Consider the following 19211-nt stretch of genomic DNA (forward strand, 5'->3'; position numbering starts at 1 on the left):
AATACCACCCTTGTACGTTTGATGTTCTAACGTAGGTCCCTTATCGGGATTGCGGACAGTGTCTGGTGGGTAGTTTGACTGGGGCGGTCTCCTCCCAAAGAGTAACGGAGGAGCACGAAGGTTGGCTAAACATGGTTGGACATCATGTGGTTAGTGCAAAGGCATAAGCCAGCTTAACTGCGAGACAGACACGTCGAGCAGGTACGAAAGTAGGTCTTAGTGATCCGGTGGTTCTGAATGGAAGGGCCATCGCTCAACGGATAAAAGGTACTCCGGGGATAACAGGCTGATACCGCCCAAGAGTTCATATCGACGGCGGTGTTTGGCACCTCGATGTCGGCTCATCACATCCTGGGGCTGAAGTTGGTCCCAAGGGTATGGCTGTTCGCCATTTAAAGTGGTACGCGAGCTGGGTTTAGAACGTCGTGAGACAGTTCGGTCCCTATCTGCCGTGGGCGTTTGAGAATTGAGAGGAGCTGCTCCTAGTACGAGAGGACCGGAGTGGACGAACCACTGGTGTTCGGGTTGTCATGCCAATGGCATTGCCCGGTAGCTAAGTTCGGAACTGATAACCGCTGAAAGCATCTAAGCGGGAAGCAGGCCTCGAGATGAGTTCTCACTGGAGCTTTAAGCTCCCTGAAGGGCCGTTGGAGACTACAACGTTGATAGGCAAGGTGTGTAAGTGCTGTGAGGCATTGAGCTAACTTGTACTAATTACCCGTGAGGCTTAACCATACAAATTAAAGTATGATTAATTGAAATACGACTTAAGAATAGACAGAACACTTTAGGTTTTAAAGACTTCTTTATTTATAGCTTTTCAGATTAACAATAGAAATTAATTTTTCTTATAGAAAGCAAACCAGATTTGCTTGGTGACCATAGTGTTGCGGTACCACCTGACTCCATTCCGAACTCAGTAGTGAAACGTAATAACGCCGATGGTAGTGTGGGGTTTCCCCATGTGAGAGTAGGGCATCGCCAAGCGCCAAATTAGAGAGAGCCGATATCAGCAATGATATCGGCTTTTTTGTGTCTGTAATTTACGACTGTGGTGTTATTGCTGTAAGTTTGAATGAATGTTCCCGAGTTCAATCTGATGTATACGCCGTGATTCAAGTATTCCAGACAATAAAAAACCAGCCTACGGCTAGTTTTTTTGTATTGGTATTCGGCTAACTAGATAATATTATCGAGATTATATCTTTGTCGCTAATGGGTTAACGCCATGCCTTGAAGGTATTAATTAAACCATTGGTAGAACTGTCATGATTATTAATAGATTCATTATTATTTAATTCAGGTAGAATTTGATTGGCTAATTGCTTACCTAATTCAACACCCCATTGATCAAAGCTGAAAATATTCCAGATAATACCTTGTGTGAAGATCTTATGTTCATACATGGCTAACAACGAACCAAGTGTTTTCGGTGTCAGTTGTTTGAATAAAATCGAGTTGGTTGGGTTATTGCCTGTAAAAGTTTTAAACTCAGCTAAGCTGGCAATGTCTGCTTCTGACATACCTGAATCTGCTAATTCATCAATCACAGTTTGTTTTGATTTACCGAACGCTAACGCTTCTGTTTGTGCAAAGAAGTTAGACATTAGTTTTACATGATGATCTGAGATCTTATTATGTGATTGTGCTGGCGCAATGAAATCACATGGGATAAGTTTTGTACCTTGATGGATTAATTGGTAGAAAGCATGCTGACCGTTCGTCCCTGGTTCACCCCAGATGATAGGTCCTGTTTGGTAATCAACGGCTTTGCCATCACGATCAACACTCTTACCATTTGATTCCATATTACCTTGCTGGAAATAAGCGGCAAAACGATGCATATACTGATCGTAAGGTAATATAGCTTCGCTTTCAGCACCGAAAAAGTTGTTATACCAAACACCAATTAATGCCAAAATAACGGGAATATTATCTTCTAGTGGCGTTTCGACAAAGTGCTTATCCATCTCATGTGCACCGCTAAGTAACTCTTCAAAATTGTCGAAGCCAATACTTAATGCGATAGATAAACCAATTGCTGACCAAAGTGAGTAACGACCACCAACCCAGTCCCAAAATTCAAACATGTTCTTAGTATCAATACCGAATGCTTTCACTGCTGTTGCGTTCGTTGATAACGCAGCAAAGTGAGATGCCACATGTTCTTCACTTTCAGCACTCGTTAAAAACCATGATCTTGCACTGTGTGCATTGGTCATGGTTTCTTGTGTCGTAAATGTTTTTGATGCAATTAAAAATAACGTTGTTTCTGGATCTAAGCCCTTTAATGTTTCTGCGATATGGGTACCGTCAACATTAGAAACAAAATGCATATTTAAATGATTTTTGTAAGGTCTCAGTGCTTCGGTAACCATGTAAGGTCCTAAATCAGAACCGCCAATACCAATATTTACAATATCGGTAATTGCTTTACCTGTATAGCCTTTCCAATTACCACTAATGATGTCATGACAGAATGCTTTCATTTGCGCTAGCACTGCGTTAACCGCAGGCATTACATCTTTACCATCAACCATTACTGGTGTATTACTGCGATTTCGAAGCGCTGTGTGTAATACCGCTCTTTTTTCAGTTTGATTGATTTTCTTACCAGATACCATAGCTGTAATTGCTGTCGGTAAATCAACTTCATGAGCAAGCGCTGTCAGTTTTTTAAGTGTGCATTGCGTAATGATATTTTTAGAAAAATCACATAAAATATCATTATTAAATTGTTTAGAAAACTGTTCAAACCTATTTACATCATTAGCAAATAACGTGCTGATATTGGTTTTCTGCATGTCTGAATAATGTGCTTTTAAAGCATGCCAAGCATTCGTTTCTGTTGGATTCATGATTTTGTTTTTCACTTTTAACTGATGGACTGTGGTAATTAATCTACATATCGTGCTAATAAAGCGGTTTAAAGGTGACTAATTCAGATGTAGCTTAACTATATAAGTAATTTTATTACATAGTGGTTATTATTCATAAAAAAATTATCGTTAATGTTAGGCTTATCTCATTTTTACTACATGTTACACCTTGTTACAAAGTAGCTATGAAATAAATCGCATAATATCCATCTTGACCTTACACTAAGGGTAAAGGTTATACTTTGCTCATATTATCATTAATAAGGTTTTTTCGTTATGTCTAAAACACTTTCAATTGGTATCGGTGGTATGTCATGTGCTGGCTGTGCATCAAAATTAGAATCTGCGTTAAATGCTGAAAGTGGTATCCAAGCAAGCGTTAATTTTGCACTGAGTACCGCTCAGATAAATATAGCTGATAATGCGACAAGTAATACCGTGAAATCTATTCTTGATGACAAGAATTATACCTATCATAGTGAAATATTATCACTTTCTGTGAGTGGCTGGTCTTGCGCTAATTGCGCTGCAAAAACTGTATCGAAGCTGTTAGTGAATAAAGATATATTAACGGTGGATGCTAACTTTGCGAGCGAGAAAATAACCGTAACCTATTTTTCTGGTGCTATCCTCCCCGCGGATATTATTAACTTGATCATTCATCTAGGTTACAAAGCGACTGTTAATCGCGGTAGTGTGGTGTCACAAACAGAAAGCTTATTGATCCGAGAAATGGAATTCAAAAGAAAAAATAAACAGCAGCTGCTATTGGTGATTATTTCTGCTTTATTAACGTTGCCTTTAGTTGCAGGCATGCTAACTATGTTTGTCAGTGATATTAACTTCATCGTTCCTGTATGGCTGCAATTATTATTAGCCACACCAATCCAGTTTATTATTGGCCGTCGTTATTATTTAGGTGCGTATAATTCATTAAAAAACGGTGCAGCAAATATGGATGTACTTGTTGCGACAGGTACCAGTGCTGCTTATTTCTATAGTTTGTATTTATTTTTAAGCATTGGTGAAAAAGCACAAGGTGCGCTGTATTTTGAAGCCAGTGCGGTTGTGATCACTTTAATTAGTCTTGGTAAATACCTAGAAGAAAATGCGAAACAAAATACGTCGTCAGCTATCTATGAATTGATGATGTTAAGGCCGGAAGTTGCAAGTGTAAAGCGTGGAGATGAATGGTTAACATTGCCTATTGAAGACGTCGTCATTGGGGATGAAGTTCGGGTTCTCGCGGGTGAAAAAGTACCGGTAGACGGCGTGATTATTGATGGTAAAAGTGAATTAGATGAATCTATGATCACAGGGGAAAGTTTACCGGTAGTAAAACAGCTCGGGCAAACGCTTATTGGTGGTTCTATTAATGGTACTGGCGTTTTACTGTTAAAGGTCAATGCGGTTGGTAAAGATTCCAGTTTAAATAAAATTATCTCTCTTGTTGAAACCGCACAAATGGGCAAAGCTCCCTTTCAGCAATTAGTTGATAAAATAAGTAATATTTTTGTGCCTGTCGTGTTAGCTATTGCTACGGCGACATTTTTTATCTGGTATTTAGGCTTTGATGACTTTGAACGTGGTCTAATTTCCGCTGTAGCGGTATTAGTGATTGCCTGTCCTTGTGCTTTAGGGCTTGCAACACCCGCTGCATTAGTTACTGGGACTGGTGCTGCAGCACGACAAGGTATTTTAATTAAAGATATAGATACCTTGCAGAAAGCACATAAAATTACCGATGTAATGTTAGATAAAACGGGTACATTAACGGAGGGTAAACCTAAGGTTACGGCTGTTCATAGTTTTGATTATGATGAAGACATTTTAATTAGCAGTGCAGCAGCAGTGCAACAGTTTAGTGAACATCCGTTAGCAAAATCGATCATCAGTTATGCCCAAGACAAGCAGCTTAAATTATTACCCGCCTCTCAAGTTGAAACTATCATCGGCTATGGTATTAAAGGGAATGTTGAAGGTGAGAATATTCTGATTGGTAATCACGAGTTGATGCTGGCTGAGGGCGTTGATACTCAACCTGGCGATTCATTACTTACTGAGTCAAGTGAACATACCGGTTCAGAAATGTGGGTTGCAATAGATGGTCATCTTGTCGGTTTACTTATTATTGCTGATACCTTACGTGTAGAAAGTCGGGCTGCGATTGCATTGTTACAACAAGCTCGAATTAATACGACAATGCTCAGTGGTGATAATGCGCTGGCGGTAGAAAAAATTGCTCAAGAATTAAAAATAGATCACTATTATGCGCAGGTAAAACCTGAAAATAAATCGAGTTATATCCAAGAGCGACAGCGTCTTGGAAAAATAGTTGCTATGGTAGGGGATGGGATTAATGATGCGCCCGCATTAGCGCAAGCTGATATTAGTATTGCGATGGGAGCCGGTTCCTATGTCGCGATGGAGACGGCCAACATTACCTTATTAAGAAATGATCCTCGCTTGGTATCTGCTGCAATGGATATCTCTAGATTAACTTGGCGTAAGATCCAACAAAATTTATTTTGGGCCTTTATTTTTAACCTTATTGGTATCCCGTTAGCCGCCGCTGGCTATTTAAGTCCAGAGCTCGCAGGTGCGGCAATGGCGTTTAGTAGCATAGCAGTATTGTCGAATTCACTGCTGATTAAGCGTTGGCAGCCCAAGTTTGTTCGCCAATAATTGTATTGAAGTATGATGAATTACGCAGGCTTGATTGCCTTGAAACCGAAAAGTAGCAGGTTATATGATGAAAAATATTAGTGCAGTAGCAAAAGAAGTCGGTTTATCAACAAAAACGATCCGTTATTACGAAAGTATTGCTTTAACTTCAGAGCCGATACGGGGTGATAATGGCTATCGTTATTACAATCAACGTATTATAACTGAATTAAACTTTGTAAAACGGGCTCGGGATGCAGGGTTTAACCTTGAAGAATGTAAAGAGTTGGTACATCTCTATAAAAATGAGGAGCGTACAGCGGCTCAGGTTAAGGCATTAACGTTAGAAAAAATTACCGACATTGAAGCGCGCATTGCAATATTACAAGGCATGCACACTACGCTGTTATCATTAGCATCTTCTTGTAAGGGTGATAACTCTTCTGAGTGCGCTATTTTAGATCAGCTTTCTATTGAATAAATATCACTGTTGCCGACTTTCCAGTAAACTAGGCGCTAAATAACACGACAAAATATTTGTGAAATAAAAGGTTTATATGACTGATTCAGCATTATCACGTGAAGATGAAACATTGTTATCAGATTGGTTATCTGGCGACGAAACACCAAAAGAAACGCTGTCATTAATTGCGATGAAAGGTTTCTTCTTTGGTTTAGTCGCTGCGCCTGCGCCAGTTGAAACAGAAGATTGGATGGATATGATCTTTGGTGGTGCTGCGCCAAGCAATATTAGCGACGATAAGCTATTTGCAATTATCTCCGTTTATAACGAGATCAGTGAGCAAGTTTATGAAACTGGCGCAAAATTACCTGCTGAATGCATCGAGTGTGCGAATTTTTCTGATAATTTTAACTCGGGTGAAGCATTAAATGAATGGGCGATTGGTTTTGCGATAGGTGCTGCTTTTTATTACGAAAGTTTAGTAAGCTCGTTGGCTGACGACAGTGAAATACATCAAGCATTGCAAATGGCGTATTTATGCTTAAGTTATTTTTCGAGTGCTGGTACTGCGCAACAGATTGCACAATTACAGCAAAGTGAATGGGAAACATTTACGCATACCGTATTAGAGATGATGCCTGATTTTATTGTTGCTTATGCACAAGTGGTTGAACAAGCTGCATTGGCAAGTGGTAACTACGATGATGACGATTGGAATGATGACGAACTGATTGATTAATTAATTAATCACTACCCTCTCATTTAGCGATGAAATTTCTGGTTTGTTATAATTTCTTTGCTTTTTTTGGAGATCTGGATGATAGTTCAGATCTTTAAAGCTAACAATGGTGAATATATGTCTATCTCTATCGAAGAAAAGTTAAAACGTGCAGAAACTAGAGTATGTAAAGCCGTGTTCCCATCTACAGTTAATCACCATGATACTCTGTTTGGCGGGCAAGCATTATCTTGGATGGATGAAACGGCTTTTATTGCCGCTACCCGGTTTTGTCATAAACCCTTAGTGACAGTGTCTTCGGATCGGATTGATTTCTCTCACCCAATACCAGCCGGCTCTATAGTTGAATTGGTTGGCACTATCGATAAAGTTGGACGTACATCAATTCGGGTTAAAGTGGATATATTTGTTGAATCGATGACTGAAGAAGGTCGTACCAAAGCTATTTCTGGTATGTTCAGTCTAGTGGCTGTCGATGAAAATAGAAAACCTACGCCGATCATGGATGAATCTTAGTATTTAATTAAGAAACTGTTTATCTTTTCACACAGCAGTAACGGTTATATATTTATTATGCGCTAGACCTGTTGCCGCTGTTATCCATTTATAGCCTGAGTCTAGTTCTGCACTAAATAGGGTATAAGTCCACTTATTACAGATTAAATAACCGACTTCGACGCTATATAACCTTGCACAACGATATGTTCCCTGATCTTCAATGTTATGATTTTTATTTAAATTAAAACCGCAGCTTCTATACCGCGTTATGCGAGTTACCCCGATATTCAACATCCGTTACAGATAGGATAATCATGTCTAAACAAGCAGATAAAATACCGACCAATATTATTACTGGTTTTCTTGGCGTTGGTAAAACAACTGCTATCCAACAGCTACTTAAGCAAAAACCGGAAGGTGAAGTGTGGGGGATATTGGTTAACGAGTTTGGTCAAATTGGTATTGACGGTACGCTATTATCTGCATTTACTGAAACGTTAGACAATCAAGCACAACGTATTATTGTTAAAGAAGTACCAGGTGGTTGTCTTTGCTGTGTGGCCGGACTGCCCATGAAAATGGGATTGAATATGTTAATCAGTAAGGCAAAACCTGATCGTATCTTGATTGAGCCAACAGGACTTGGGCATTTACAGCAAGTGATTAGAGATCTATCGGGTGAGTTTTACTGTGATGTTTTAGCGCTTAACGCCACGATCTGCTTAGTTGATCCCGCGCACCTCAATGACGCGAAATACGTAGAGAATAACCATTTTCAAGATCAAATAAGTTTGGCAGATGTGCTTGTCGCGAATAAAACGGAACAATTAGAGAGTGAAGATAAGCACCGTTTCATGGACTTTGCTGCACAACTATCACCCGCTAAACAATCAGTGCTGTGGACGCATCATGGTGATTTTTCAATTGATACCCTCGCGTTGCCACTTGATCATCAACGCCGATCGCAGCATTTATCTGCTCATCTAAAACACAGTCATGCACATCACCAGCATGAAAAAAAGCCGTTATCACTCGATAGTGATCCGCGTTTTGAACGCAACCATGGTGACGGACAGGGTTTATTTAGTTATGGCTGGGTTTTCAATCCGCAGCAGGTATTTAATTTAATGGCACTGGCAACATTGTTAGAACCTTTAGAAGTGGTGCGTTTGAAAGCGGTAATTAAAACTGAACAAGGCTGTTTTGCGATAAATAGTGTGAATGGTGAATGTGATTTCATGCCGATCAGTGAGTTGGACGCGAGTAAAATCGAGATCATTAGTATGATTGAGTTACCTTGGCAGAAGCTGGAGGAGGCTTTATGCGATAGTCTCATTCTCGAGCAGTAAACAATAGAATATCAATGTTAAATTGCACCATTAAAACTAAAATTAGTGAGTTATAGCTTAAATTTATTATATGTTAGTAATATGTTGCCATATATCACGTTATTCATCCCAACAAAACAATCATTATCTGCATGTTTTTACGTATACTTTAATGATGAATTTTGGATAAATAAATGTTTGGTGTTGATGATGGTTGATAAGCAAATTAAATCTTTATTACGTATGCGACTTGGAAACAGTAACTAAGCCTTGAGTGTGGTGCTTAGTTGCTGGTTTTACCACGCGCGATGATCGCTAATTCATCATTGATGATGTGACTGTAACTACGTAAAAGGATCTTATTATGACGACATTTAACCACCGTAAATACCAAGCTTTCCCTGTTCTAAACATGCCTAACCGACAATGGCCAAATAACCGTATTACTCAGGCGCCGCAATGGTGCAGTGTTGATTTACGCGATGGTAATCAAGCCCTTGTTGACCCAATGACGGTTGCGCAAAAGCGCCGCTATTATCAACTATTATTAGCGATGGGCTTTAAACAAATCGAAGTTGGTTTTCCTGCTGCATCGAAGATGGATTTTGACTTTGTCCGCTGGTTAATTGAAGAAAATAAAATCCCTGATGATGTGACAATTCAAGTATTAACCCAAGCGCGTGAAAGCCTTATCGAAAAAACCTTCGCGGCGTTAAAAGGCGTTAAACAGGCGATTATTCATGTTTATAATTCAACGTCGACGGTACAGCGAGAGCTTGTTTTTCAAAAAGATCGTCAAGGTATTATTGATATTGCAGTTCAGGGGGCCACGTGGGTGAAACAGCATGCCGATGCGAATCCAGGTCCCCGCTGGCAGTTTGAATATTCTCCTGAAAGCTTCTCGGGTACAGAACTGGATTTTGCCGTTGATATTTGTGATGCGGTCAATGCGGTCTGGCAGCCAACGCAGGACAATCCCGTAATAATTAATTTACCCGCGACGGTCGAAATGTCGACGCCGAATGTGTTTGCAGATCAGGTCGAATGGTTTTGTGAACATGTGCAAAATAGAGACGCTATTACCGTCAGTGTGCATACTCATAACGATCGTGGCTGTGCTGTTGCCGCGGCTGAGTTGGCTGTGATGGCAGGAGCCGACCGTGTTGAAGGTACTTTACTTGGCAATGGTGAGCGTACCGGTAATATGGATATTATTACCATGGCGATGAATCTTTACAGTCAAGGTATAGATCCTGAGCTGCGCCTTGGTGACATTGATAATATCATTGGCACTATTACGGAATGTACCCAATTACCTGTTCACCCTCGTCATCCTTATGTGGGTGAATTAGTGTATACCGCTTTTTCTGGTAGTCATCAGGATGCCATCAAGAAATGCTTAGATCGTCGGGTCCCAGAAAGTACTTGGAACGTTGCTTACCTACCTATCGATCCTACGGATTTGAATCGCACATTAAAACACGTTATTCGGGTTAATAGCCAATCGGGTAAAGGCGGTATTGCTTTTCTGCTTGAACAAGAATATGGCGTGCAGTTACCACGTTGGTTACAAGTTGAATTTGCAGGCGTGGTTCAGCAACAATCAGAAGCGACGGCCAGTGAATTAATGGTTCCACAAATATGGCAGTTATTTAAGTCGACCTATGCGCGAACTGAACAATTATATCAATTATCGGATTACAGCGTTAATCATGGTGATATTGATAAAATACAGGCGCTACTGGTGGATGGTGATAACAGTGTTCGGGTGATGGGTGAAGGACAGGGGGCATTAACCGCCTTTATTACCGCACTAAAACAGCACTTTAATATTGAGTTTGAAGTGATTAACTTTAGTGAGCATGCATTAAGTAAAGGCTCAGATGCAGATGCCATTGCTTACGTACAAATTCAGACCGCGACGGAAGCCGTTATCGGAGTCGCGATCCACAATGATATTTTGACCGCGTCACTGACGGCATTATTAAATGCAGTGAATCAACTTCAGACAATTAAACGCCTTGCTGTTGCATAATCATCATGGGTATTGCATATAACGACACCCATAACTCATGCTAACTTGGTTCACAAATATCAACAGCCCAAGGGCCTAAGGTTTTACCGCCTTGGCCTTTATAAATAAATTTCACGCCGATGTTATCCTCATGCGCTAATCGATAAATTGTATTATTTTTATCTTCACATAAAGCGCGATTAGTTTGTTTTTCTATGTGTTTTTGTTGCCAAACCAAGTTTGTTGCCGGTAGTTGATACGTTACCGTTAAGATCGAATTGTAACGATCAAATTTAAGGTGTTGATAGTTATCGGCCATTTCTTGATAACGTACGATAGTAATATTATCTAATTTAGTGGGTTGGTATTTGTAGTTTTGTGTGGACTGACATCCGTATAACCCAGTACTTAGCATGATAAATGCAAATAATTTATTCATAAAACACCACTTCCTTGTGTTATTTCTGTTGTCGTTAATAGAATCAATGTTAACACTTGATTAACATTGATTGCTATTTTTTTCAGTCTTCAGTTCTCATACTTTACTGCTTGTGTCATTGGGACGCTGGCGGTAAAGGTGCTTTAACCATGTGATCAAACGCCCGCAATCTTCTAATAATAAATAATTAATGGGCACGATAAATAAGGTTATCACGGTCGCAAATATAATGCCGAATCCTAATGATATTGCCATTGGAATAAGAAATTGAGCTTGAATACTCGTTTCAAGCAACAGTGGCATCAAGCCAACAAACGTGGTGATCGAGGTTAACATCACGGCTCTAAAACGTGCGACACCGGCGTTGTTTACCGCCTCAGTCAGTGGCACGCCTTCAGCGCGTTGTTTATTAATATAGTCCACTAATACCAAGGAATCATTCACTACTACACCGGTCAATGCCAGCATGCCAAGTACACTCATTAAGGTGAGAGGATTGCCCATGATGATGTGACCTAAGATAGCGCCAATAGCGCCGAAGGGGATCACTGACATGACGATTAATGGTTGGGTATAAGAGCGGAATGGGATCGCAAGTAAAGCGTAAATCGCAAATAACACAAAAACCAACCCGAGTTTTAAACTAGAGAAAGATTCATCTTGTTCTTTAGCCTCTCCCTCGAGCGAGTAACTGACGTCTGGATACAGCTGCATGAGTTGATCTAAATAATCGGTTAAGTCCTGTTTTAATATGCCGAGGTTACCTGTTTCTTTATTTAAGTCAGCGGTGATATTAAGTGTGCGTTGTCGATCAATACGAATAATGACTGATGGACTGGTACCGACGGTTATTTCTGCTACCTCAAGAAAGGGGATCTCGTCACCCGCAAGGGTTCTGATCATCATGTTATTTAAGTTATAAATAGACTGCCGTTCATTTTCTGGATAACGAATAAATACTTTTACGTCATCTTTACCGCGTTGTATCCGTTGTACTTGCTCACCATAAAAAGCTTGCCTTACTTGTTGTGCTAGATCCGATAAACTTAATCCCAGTGCTTCCGCTTCTGGCTTTATGGCCAGCTGTAATTCTGTTTTACCTTTGGAAATACTGTCCTCAATATCAAACACCGATGGGTACTCAGTCAGTTTATGTTTGATCTTATCAGCCACGGTGCGTAACGAGTCATAACGGTGAGCGGTGAGTTGGATGTTTAAAGGTGAACCGCTGTGACCTGTTTCAGCTTTAAATGTCAAACTTTGGGCGCCGGGAACATGGCCGATTAATGCGCGCCATTCTTTGACTAGCGCGGCAACACTAATATCAATAACCCGTTCTTCTTCGGATTGAACCTGGAAGATAACGCGACCACGGTGCGATTGACCTGCACTGCTACCACCGCTTGATCCTACGGTGGCAAAGATATCTTTGATCACGCTTTCATTGGTGCTGGTATCGGTATATTTTTTCTGTAGTAATAATGCCGAGTCCAACATTTTTTGCACGTATTTATCGGTGACCGCAATATCCGTTCCGGTCGGCATGACGATAACTCCGCGTGCTATTTCACTGGGGATCCGTGGAAAAAAGATAAAACGTACCCAACCCGATGTGACCAAGGTTAAGACAATGAGCATGACCGAAAAAGCCACGGTTAATGATAAATAACGACGTGCTAATACGGCTGATAATGCCGGTCGATAATAGCGAATAATGGCTTGTTCAAAGTTATTTGCAAAACGTTCTTGCCAGCGTAAGAAACGATTTTGATTACTGCCCTGCATACGGATATGTTTTAAATGCGCAGGTAAAATGAGTTTTGATTCGATTAACGAGAACAATAATACCGGTATCACAATTGCGGGTATTTGTGCAAAAATATCGCCCCGCGCACCTTCAATTAAAGTCAGTGGGATAAAAGCGACGATGGTGGTTAAAATACCGAAGGTAACGGGGGTTGAGACTTCTTGTATACCTATGATTGCCGCTCTTTCTGGCGGCTCGCCGCGCTTTAGATGCGTATAGACATTTTCACCACTGACAATGGCATCATCCACTAAAATACCCAGCACCATAATAAAAGCAAATAATGAAATGATGTTGATGGAGATGTCCAGTTCTGGCATGAATATAGCGCCGCCCATAAAGCTGACTGGAATACCGACGGTTACCCAAAATGCGATGGCCGGGCGCAAAAATAACGTGAGCATGATGGCAACTAAGATACCACCTTGGATCGCACTGGTACTCAGGGTATTAATACGTGATTTTACGATCTTGGAATCATCACGCCAGTAATCCAGTTTCACCCCGGCAGGCATTAATGCTTGTTGTTCAACAATAAATGCTTTGACGGTATCGGCGATGGTGATCGCACTTTGTGCACCCACGCGATAAACTTCAATGATCACGGCGGGTTTACCATTGAAACGCGTAATGATCGGGGTTTCTTCAAAGCCATCTTTTATGGTGGCGATATCCTTTAGTATAAGCCGTGTACCATCAGCATGGCTGCGGATCATGATGTTGGCGTATTCACTGCCGACATAAGCTTGGCCTTTACTGCGTAATAAGATCTCACCTGAAGGGGTTTTAATACTACCGCCACTTAAGTCAACCGAATTGGCATTAATTGCCGCGGCTATTTCATCCATGGTGAGGTTGTATTGACGTAAGGTTTGTTCTGACACTTCGATCGATATTTCATAAGGGCGAACAGATTCAAGAGTGACTTGGGTGATGTTGGTTTCATTTAGCAGTCGATCTCGGGTTTGTTCACCAAGTAAACGTAATTCTTTTTCTGTTAACTCGCCAGAAATCATCACGCTGATCACTTCTCGGCTTGATGTCGGTTGGCTAATAATGGGTTTTTCTGCGCTCGCAGGTAAAGTGTTTAGGGCATCAACCCGATTTTTAATTTCATCTTTTAGTCGATATTGATCATATTTTGCATCCACTTCAACACTGATCGTTGAACTACCTTCCGTTGAGCGTGAGGTTATTTTATCAATGCCTTCAATATCGAGAATGGCTTCTTCAATTGGAATGGCTAAACTTTCTTCTGCCTCTTCAGGGCTTGCACCGGGCAGGGCGATGCTAATATTAATCACATCAATGGTGACATCAGGAAATACTTCTACATTAACGCGGTATTTAAGAGTAAAAAAGCCAGCGCCAAGAATTAATATCATGAGTAAATTGGCGGCCACGTGATTACGGGTGAACCAAGCAATTAAATTATGCATCGATTAATTACCTTTATCTGCGTTACTTAGCGTGGTAATTAGCTGTGCTTTGCTACCTGAGACCACAGCGCTTAAAGGCGTAGTCACTAATAATTCCCCAGCATGAATTCCTACGTCGACGATAGTGTTGCGGCTATCACGCCAGATGACGTTAATATTTTGACGATGGAGTAAACCGTCCTTAAATATAATCACTCGATCGCCTTCATAGACACTGGCTGTTGGCAGCACAAATATATTGTTGAGGACCTTACCTGTTATTTCGGCGCTAACAAATTGGCCAATTTTTAACGAGGGTTTATTACTGTTATCACGACCGTAAGGATTTTCTATGGTTGCTACGGTATAAAGTTGACGACTTTTCGCATCTAAAGCACCTTCTGTTCGGGTGAGCTTACCTGACCAGCTATAACGTTGATTGCCGAATTGAGCGATGATATTAACAGGCGGGTAATATGCACGACTGTGTGGTTTAAATGGTTCTGGCAGCTGGACATAATTTTGTTGTTGGCTATTGAGTGGTAAACGAATTTCAACCTGATCTGTGGCGTAAATATCTGCTAGTGCAGTCCCTATTGTGACAAACTGACCAATATCAACATTTTTGGTTAGTACTCGGCCCGCATAAGGCGCAAGGATCTGAGTTCTTTGTAGATTGAGTTGTGCTTGTTCTAGTTGCGCTTGTGCAGAGGCGAGAGAAGCATGTGCGGATGCTAATTGTGGTTTTCTTAATACCAGCTCGTTAGCTTTGCCTTCACGGCCAAGGCGCTGCCAATCTCGCTGTGCTTGATTACTTTTTGCTTGCTCTTCTGTCAGTGCTAATTTAACTTCAATTAATGCCGCAGATGCAATTTTAACCGCAATAATATAATCACGATCATCGACAGAAAGTAGCGTATCACCGGCATTGAAAAATCCTCCAGAGGTAAATGCGGGTGAAACCTGGGTAATGGTACCTGATACCTGGCTGGCAATACTGGCTTGGCTGCGTGGTTGAATGATCCCATTAGTCTTGATGGTCACCGGAAAGTCGCTTTGTTCTAAGATGAGGACTTCGACGGTTAATTGCTTATCCGTCGCTTGTTTTCTTTTTTCGGTGGTTGGGCTCGTTGACATGATCACTCGGATTATGAATACCGTTATTAATAACACCAGCAGTGGCAGCAAATAGCGAAATAGTGTTTCAAATTTGGTTAATGGCTTATTCGTTGACACGTGATAGGTCCTTTTCTGTGTTAACCGTCAGTGAGGTGGGAATATCTCCGCCCAGCGCGAGTAATAACTTGATACGATTTTGAATACGGGTAGTTTTAATTGCAAGCAATGAGGTTTGCGCATCAAAGGCGCTACGCTGCGATTCCAACACGGTGATATAATCCGTTAACCCGGCAATATATTGTTCAAATGCGAGTTGTTCGGCGATATTAAAATAGTATTCAGCATTCTGTTGCTGTAATTCTCTATTGGCGAGCGTGACTTCTGCCGCAAGTGCGGTTTCAACTTCACTAAAGGCTTGTAAAGTAACCCGTGTTACCGATATTGCGGCTTGTTGCGTCTTCGCTGTTTGCTGTGCTTGTTTTGCTGTTAATGCACCTGCATCAAAGAGCGATGCCGATGCATTGGCAAAAAGTGACCATACTAAGCTATTAGATTGTAGTAAGTTGCTAAGTTCAGGGCTGCTTGTGCCACCTGATAAGGAAAGCGATAAGCTGGGAAACCTGTTTTTATAAGCATGGGCTATACGGAAGTTTTCAGCATTAAGTGCCAACATGACTTGTTGAATATCGAATCGACGCTGAATTAACTCTGACGGTAAACCAGATGGCACTGGTATTGCGGCAAAGGTTAAATCACCATTCGCGTGAATACTTGCAGCGGGGTAACGCCCTAATGATAACTCTAATTGTCGTTGGGCATTTTTGAGTGCTTCTAAGTTTTCTTGTTTAGATGCTTGTGCTCGAGCGAGATCGGCGCGGGCAAGATAGACATCGAGGGGTTGCTTTACGCCTTGGTCGTAGCCATTTTCAATAATGGCTAAATTTTGCTGTAAGTTTTGCTGGCGTTTGTTAATCAATTTAAGCTGCTGCTGGTAGAAGATAAGATCAAACCATTGTTGGCTGATGAGGGCGATGGTATTTGATTGCAGTTGCTTATAGTTAAGGATAGCTTGTTGCGCATCCAGTGTAGCCGCCTTGGCGAGATCGTTTAGTTTGCCAAGATAATCAATTTCCCACCCCGTATCGATATTAACTGAGCTGCTATTGGTTATATTTTGATTATTACGTTGACGTCCACTGCCAAGGTAAGCATCAATTTGAGGGTATTGTCCGGCTGCGGTTTGTTTTACTAAGGCGACGGCAATATCGATATTATAGCGTTCAGAGGTCAACTGGGGATTATAGGCAAGGGCTTCTTGTATGTATTCGGTTAATTGAGGATAAGCAGCGATACCTTGCCATGTTGTTTTAATATCAGTATGAAGATGGACCGTACTCCATTGCGCTGGTGTTATTATCCTATCGGTAACGATCGCTGCTGGCGGGGTAAAGAGACTACAGCCTGATAGATTAACAGCCAAAATGAAGTAGATTATCTTTCGCATTAAAAATTGTTCCTCATTTTAACGTCGTGATGTCACTTTTATTGGTATCGCTTAACCATCATTTTTTCAGCTTTAGAATAAAGTTAATCGCTCTACCAAGCTGTAGATAACGTTGTAAATCTGCTTTGTCATATTTAGTTGATAAATAAGTAATGTTGTTTCTGTTTTTTAAATAGCGAGAAATTTGTAAGCGATTAAAGTTACCAACTTTGTATAACATATCGAGTAATGTGCTGGCACTTTCATCATCAAAGCCTAATTTTATTGGATAGTCAGCTTCTTTATAGTCGACTTGCTGTAATGACACTTTCTTTATTAACTGTTTTTCTTCTAAATATTCTAACCACTGCTCTATGAATAACGGTTTACAACCTGCGAGCAGGTTGAAAAAACCACCACTGTCACTTTTGCATTGGTTGAGTAGCAAGCAAGCAAAGCTATCATCATTAGCCTTAAAGGTAACTTCGCCTGATTCTGTCCACAGTAACGATGCAACTTGAATTGTGGCTTGTTCTTGATTAAAACCTTCGCATTTAAAAATAAACATAATTGATTTAAATAATGGAAAAATTAATTATACGCAATTTTACCCATAAAAGAATATCCGCTTAACGATGCTTTGTTAATTTATGCACTTGATCTAGGCATACTTGCAATAAATGGTGAGCCGAGGTTGTGGTTTTATCGATAGTCATTAGTTCATCAATTAATACCGGCAGTAATGACGGCGTCGTGCATTGGCATAATGTTGTTGGTAATGACGCGGTAACGCGAGCAGAAAACGCGAGGATGTCAATTTGACTTGCTGTGATTGATTCAATGGAATATAAGCAGTCATGTGGTAACCAGATTGATTGTGATTGGTTTAGCGTGATCAGGGTTTTACCTAAACGAATGTTGAGCTCTCCCTGACGTATAATCAGCCATTGTGCTTTGTATTGTCGTTGACGTTTAGTTTTCGCTAATGCGAGCAGGTTCAAACGGGTGTATTCGATAGGTAAAGACATGATAATTTCACTATGCGCTAAAAATGTAACCCCTAAAATAATAGATATAGTGGTGGATGGCTATTGTACGCTTAGTTTGAATGTTATTTATTGAGCAAACAGGTAGTGGATGTAGGCTTTTTGATTGTTCTATGAGCAGCTGCCGAGGCTGTTTTACTTTCCATCAACAAACGCTTGCCATGTAGAAGTAGATCTCTATAATGCATCCCACTGACACGGCAACAGCCGAACAGTAGGTGTTTAAACGCAACTTCGGTTACTTTTTAAACGTCCTGAGTAAAGCATAAATACGTGCTTGACTTCGAATCTGGTTTGCGTAGAATACGCAGCCTGACTACGACGAAAGACGTCAAGGTCAACGCTCTTTAACAATTTATTCAAGCAATCTGTGTGAGCACTTGCAGAGATATAATGACCAAATATTATATCAATGTAATTGTGAACATTAAATTAAATCGAAAGGTTTGGTTTTATAAACAACAAACTTCGGTTTGTTGTTGAAGTACAGAATTCATTGAGCCGACTTAATTGCTTAGGCAATTAGTCAAAAACTTTTAATTGAAGAGTTTGATCATGGCTCAGATTGAACGCTGGCGGTAGGCTTAACACATGCAAGTCGAGCGGAAACGAAGAATAGCTTGCTATTCTGGCGTCGAGCGGCGGACGGGTGAGTAATGCTTGGGAATCTGCCTAGTCGAGGGGGACAACAGTTGGAAACGACTGCTAATACCGCATACGACCTACGGGTGAAAGGGGGCCTCTTCTTGAAAGCTCTCGCGACTAGATGAGCCCAAGTGGGATTAGCTTGTTGGTGAGGTAAGAGCTCACCAAGGCGACGATCCCTAGCTGGTCTGAGAGGATGATCAGCCACACTGGAACTGAGACACGGTCCAGACTCCTACGGGAGGCAGCAGTGGGGAATATTGCACAATGGAGGAAACTCTGATGCAGCCATACCGCGTGTATGAAGAAGGCCTTAGGGTTGTAAAGTACTTTCAGCGAGGAGGAAAGGTAGTAAATTAATACTTTGCTACTGTGACGTTACTCGCAGAAGAAGCACCGGCTAACTCCGTGCCAGCAGCCGCGGTAATACGGAGGGTGCAAGCGTTAATCGGAATTACTGGGCGTAAAGCGCATGCAGGCGGTTTGTTAAGCGAGATGTGAAAGCCCCGGGCTCAACCTGGGAACTGCATTTCGAACTGGCAAACTAGAGTTCTTGAGAGGGTGGTAGAATTTCACGTGTAGCGGTGAAATGCGTAGAGATCTGAAGATACCAGTGGCGAAGCGCCACTGGCAAGTACTGACGCTCAGATGCGAAAGCGTGGGTAGCAA

At 41.1% G+C, this 19211-nt stretch carries 13 protein-coding genes and 3 rRNA genes; 9 read left to right on the forward strand and 7 right to left on the reverse strand.

Annotated features, from left to right (window positions below):
* Nucleotides 1-735: ribosomal RNA gene (locus tag PE36_RS21735) — 23S ribosomal RNA — on the forward strand; the annotation flags it as partial.
* 136 nt (nucleotides 736-871) lie between these two features.
* Nucleotides 872-987: ribosomal RNA gene (gene rrf, locus PE36_RS21740) — 5S ribosomal RNA — on the forward strand.
* A 233-nt stretch (nucleotides 988-1220) separates the two neighbouring features.
* Here rrf and pgi read toward each other — a convergent pair.
* The gene (gene pgi / locus PE36_RS21745; protein ID WP_006034267.1) at nucleotides 1221-2858 is read right to left on the reverse strand and encodes a glucose-6-phosphate isomerase; all 1638 of its coding nucleotides are present in this window, start codon (nucleotides 2856-2858) and stop codon (nucleotides 1221-1223) included.
* A 297-nt stretch (nucleotides 2859-3155) separates the two neighbouring features.
* Between pgi and PE36_RS21750 the strand changes: the two genes are divergently transcribed.
* From PE36_RS21750 to leuA, 6 genes are all read left to right on the forward strand, one after another.
* Nucleotides 3156-5564 carry a heavy metal translocating P-type ATPase gene (locus tag PE36_RS21750; protein WP_006034268.1) on the forward strand — a complete coding sequence of 803 codons (2409 nt, stop codon included), beginning with the start codon at nucleotides 3156-3158 and terminating at the stop codon, nucleotides 5562-5564.
* A 64-nt stretch (nucleotides 5565-5628) separates the two neighbouring features.
* Complete coding sequence (gene cueR, locus PE36_RS21755) at nucleotides 5629-6024, forward strand: Cu(I)-responsive transcriptional regulator (RefSeq protein ID WP_006034269.1); 396 nt, start codon at nucleotides 5629-5631, stop codon at nucleotides 6022-6024.
* Between the two features lie 76 nt (nucleotides 6025-6100).
* Entirely contained in the window at nucleotides 6101-6745 is a 645-nt protein-coding gene (locus tag PE36_RS21760) for a UPF0149 family protein (RefSeq protein ID WP_006034270.1), read from the forward strand.
* Between the two features lie 78 nt (nucleotides 6746-6823).
* Nucleotides 6824-7261, forward strand: coding sequence for an acyl-CoA thioesterase (locus PE36_RS21765; protein ID WP_006034271.1), 438 nt, complete (start codon nucleotides 6824-6826; stop codon nucleotides 7259-7261).
* 296 nt (nucleotides 7262-7557) lie between these two features.
* Nucleotides 7558-8592: a GTP-binding protein gene (locus PE36_RS21770; protein ID WP_006034272.1), complete on the forward strand. Its 1035-nt coding sequence runs from the start codon at nucleotides 7558-7560 to the stop codon at nucleotides 8590-8592.
* 343 nt (nucleotides 8593-8935) lie between these two features.
* Nucleotides 8936-10606 carry a 2-isopropylmalate synthase gene (gene leuA / locus PE36_RS21775; protein WP_043994966.1) on the forward strand — a complete coding sequence of 557 codons (1671 nt, stop codon included), beginning with the start codon at nucleotides 8936-8938 and terminating at the stop codon, nucleotides 10604-10606.
* 40 nt (nucleotides 10607-10646) lie between these two features.
* Here the strand turns inward: leuA and PE36_RS21780 are convergent, their stop codons facing one another.
* The 6 genes from PE36_RS21780 to PE36_RS21805 form a co-directional block, all read right to left on the reverse strand.
* Entirely contained in the window at nucleotides 10647-11024 is a 378-nt protein-coding gene (locus PE36_RS21780; RefSeq protein WP_006034277.1) for a hypothetical protein, read from the reverse strand.
* Between the two features lie 96 nt (nucleotides 11025-11120).
* The gene (locus PE36_RS21785) at nucleotides 11121-14270 is read right to left on the reverse strand and encodes an efflux RND transporter permease subunit (protein ID WP_006034278.1); all 3150 of its coding nucleotides are present in this window, start codon (nucleotides 14268-14270) and stop codon (nucleotides 11121-11123) included.
* Nucleotides 14271-14273: 3 nt separating this feature from the next.
* A complete protein-coding gene (locus PE36_RS21790) occupies nucleotides 14274-15485 on the reverse strand; it encodes an efflux RND transporter periplasmic adaptor subunit (protein ID WP_006034279.1) in 1212 nt (403 codons plus the stop codon).
* Nucleotides 15472-16872 (reverse strand): TolC family protein, encoded by a 1401-nt coding sequence (locus tag PE36_RS21795; RefSeq protein WP_006034280.1) that lies wholly within the window; start codon nucleotides 16870-16872, stop codon nucleotides 15472-15474. Before PE36_RS21795 ends, PE36_RS21790 begins: the two co-directional genes overlap by 14 nt.
* A gap of 58 nt (nucleotides 16873-16930) precedes the next feature.
* Nucleotides 16931-17419, reverse strand: a complete 489-nt coding sequence (locus tag PE36_RS21800) for a hypothetical protein (RefSeq protein WP_006034281.1) — start codon at nucleotides 17417-17419, stop codon at nucleotides 16931-16933.
* Nucleotides 17420-17480: 61 nt separating this feature from the next.
* The gene (locus tag PE36_RS21805; RefSeq protein ID WP_006034282.1) at nucleotides 17481-17879 is read right to left on the reverse strand and encodes a hypothetical protein; all 399 of its coding nucleotides are present in this window, start codon (nucleotides 17877-17879) and stop codon (nucleotides 17481-17483) included.
* A gap of 555 nt (nucleotides 17880-18434) precedes the next feature.
* On the opposite strand from PE36_RS21805, the gene PE36_RS21810 reads away from it, so the two are divergent.
* Nucleotides 18435-19211 (forward strand): 16S ribosomal RNA (locus PE36_RS21810); the annotation flags it as partial.

The organism is Moritella sp. PE36, from assembly GCF_000170855.1.
Classification (GTDB): Bacteria; Pseudomonadota; Gammaproteobacteria; order Enterobacterales; family Moritellaceae; genus Moritella.